This window comes from Ruegeria sp. BG3 (assembly GCF_056538485.1).
This window is the reverse complement of sequence record NZ_JBQFTE010000024.1, coordinates 1-2412: the sequence shown is the minus strand read 5'-3', so window position 1 is coordinate 2412 and position 2412 is coordinate 1. Positions and strand designations below refer to the sequence as shown.

The 2412-nt window shown below is 58.5% G+C and carries 2 protein-coding genes; both read left to right on the top strand.

Translation table 11 applies throughout. The features are described from left to right. The coding region (locus tag ACR0AI_RS21895) for a GumC domain-containing protein (protein ID WP_480677201.1) at positions 1-1149 on the top strand (1149 nt) is incomplete at its 5' end. After that, positions 1149-2412: O-antigen ligase domain-containing protein (locus tag ACR0AI_RS21890; protein ID WP_480677202.1), on the top strand; the 1264-nt coding region annotated here is incomplete at its 3' end. The genes ACR0AI_RS21895 and ACR0AI_RS21890, both read left to right, overlap by 1 nt.

Genomic DNA, 2412 nt, shown 5'->3' with positions numbered 1-2412 from the left:
AACGGATCAATCAGTCCGACCGAGACGTATAAACGTTTGTTGTCGGCCGATCGCATCCTCGATGCGGCAGCCAAGGCGGTAGAGGCTGACCGAGATGCGTTTGGCAAGCCGCGGGTTCAACTGGTCGATCAAACCAGCCTGATCCATATCGAGCTTCAAGCGGCCTCTCCGGCTGACGCTCAGCAATATGGTGACGCCCTAGTGGCAGCTTTTTTCGCCGAAATTGACGCTCTGCGCGCCGATGAAATTGCCACCCGTGAGGCCAGCAATACGGGCGCGATCGAAGACTACACGCGCGCAATTCAGGCCACACGAGCCGAGATCAAACAGCTGCAGTCGCAAAGCGGTCTGATATCAGTCGCACAATACCAAGAGCAGGTCGCCGCGAATGACCGTGCAAAGCAGGAACTGCGAACGCAGGAGAGCGAGCTGGCACGCCAATCGGAACGTGTCGGCGCGCTTCAAGTTGCGTTGGATCTGCCCTCTGATGCAGCGGCGGCAACGCTGAAACTCTATGCTGATGCGCAGTACCTATCGTTGCTTGAGGACGTGTCGGTGGGGGCTGCAAAGCTGGCGCAAGCTGACGCGACCTACGGATCGCGCCACCCGATCTACGTGAATGCGCAAAACGACTATGATGGGGCGCGTTCGGTTGCGTTGCAACGCGCATCGCATGTGACGGGTCTTGAGGTCGAGCAGCTCGGTGGACTGGATCGCGCGCCGGAAGGGCAACGGGCGCAACTACTTAGTGAGTTGGTGCGCGAAGATGCCTTGCGGGCCGGATTGGACAAGCATGTCGCAACACTGCGCGCACAAATTCGTCTGGAAACTCTGCGCCTCTCAGACCTCGCCCACATCGCCGCTGAGCTGGAGGATCGGCAGAGAGATTTCGCCGTGGCAGAAGCCGTGTTCGCCTCTGCCATCGCCCGGTCTGAGTCGAAAAAGACCGATGTCTACGCCTCGTACCCTTTGGTCCAAGTGCTGGAGAACCCGTCTCTACCGACCCGCCCGTCTTCACCAAACAAGAAGATCTCGATTGCCGCCGGGATCGCTGCAAGCCTTATGCTACTGATGGGCTTGGTGCTGGCATGGATGCGAAACCCGCTGATCTCAAGGCTGCTGAAAGCGCAGAAAGAAGCCGCCGTTTAATGCATGTGGCCCCTCAGACCCCGGCCGAAAAGATCGTCTGGTACACGCTGATCTGGACGTGGCCGTTCTACGGGCTTGGCGCGCTCTATGTTGTCGGTCCGGTGCTAGGTTGGATACTGGCTGCGATGGCCGGGTTGTCACTTTACCTCGGCCCGGCGATCCGCTCGGACATGCGCGTAACAGGCCCCGTCCCCGCCTTGGTCTGGATCTGGAGTGTTGGCATGCTGGTGATGCTGGTCTCACTTTGGGCAGGCCACGCGGATTGGAATCTTGGCACCACGAAAACGATCAAATCGAGCATCGGATGGGCCAAGGGTTGGGCGCTGATCCCGTTGTTTATCCTAGCAGGGGCGGTATTGCCCATCCGGCGCGAGGTTTTGGTCAGAGGACAATGCGTACTGGGCCTTTGGACCTTGAGCCTTCTGCCCTTGCTCATCGTCTCCCCTTATGCAGGTCTGCCGCATCAACTGTTTACGTCTCCTCTAAAGGCAGCGGGCGGCCCGGGACCTGAATATTTCTCGGTCTACCTGTATACAATCGACCCCGCCAGTGGCACGCCGCGTTGGCAGTTCTTTGCGCCATGGTCGCCATTCGCGGCATTGTTGGGCGTCTGCATGGTCTTGTTTGCCCTTGAAGAAAAGCACCGTAGCTGGAAGGTCATCGGTTTGGCTGCCGGAGTTCTGATGATCCTGATGTCCAAGTCTCGCATGGGCTTGGTCGGATTGGTGGTCTGCTCGCTGTCACCCCGCCTCTTGCCACTTGTCGCCCGCAGCTTGGGATGGGTGATATTGTCTACAGTCGCCACAGCCATAGCCGTTTGGGGCGCCGCCTTTGTCGAGTTCGGCAACCGAGCCCTCTACAGCTTCAAATCCGCGCGCGCCGACAGTACCCGCGTACGCGAAACGCTGCAGCGCATTGCGTATGAACGATGGCAATCGGATGCGATGGTTTTCGGGCACGGCACGGTCAGACCCGGAGCGCATCTTGTCGAATACATGCCGATCGGCAGCCATCACACCTGGTACGGGTTGCTATTCGTCAAAGGGTTGACCGGATTTGCCGCGTTTCTCATCCCTTTCCTCGTTCATTTCGCAATCGTCACCTTGGACGCCATAAAGTCGGAACGCGGGAGGCTGCCGCTCGGGCTGTTGCTCACTGTTCTCCTGCTGACTTTTGGAGAGAACGTCGAAATCCAAACCTATCTCCTCTGGCCGACCTTACTGATGCTCGGATTGCATTTGCGAGAGGTCAAATCAGTGGGTC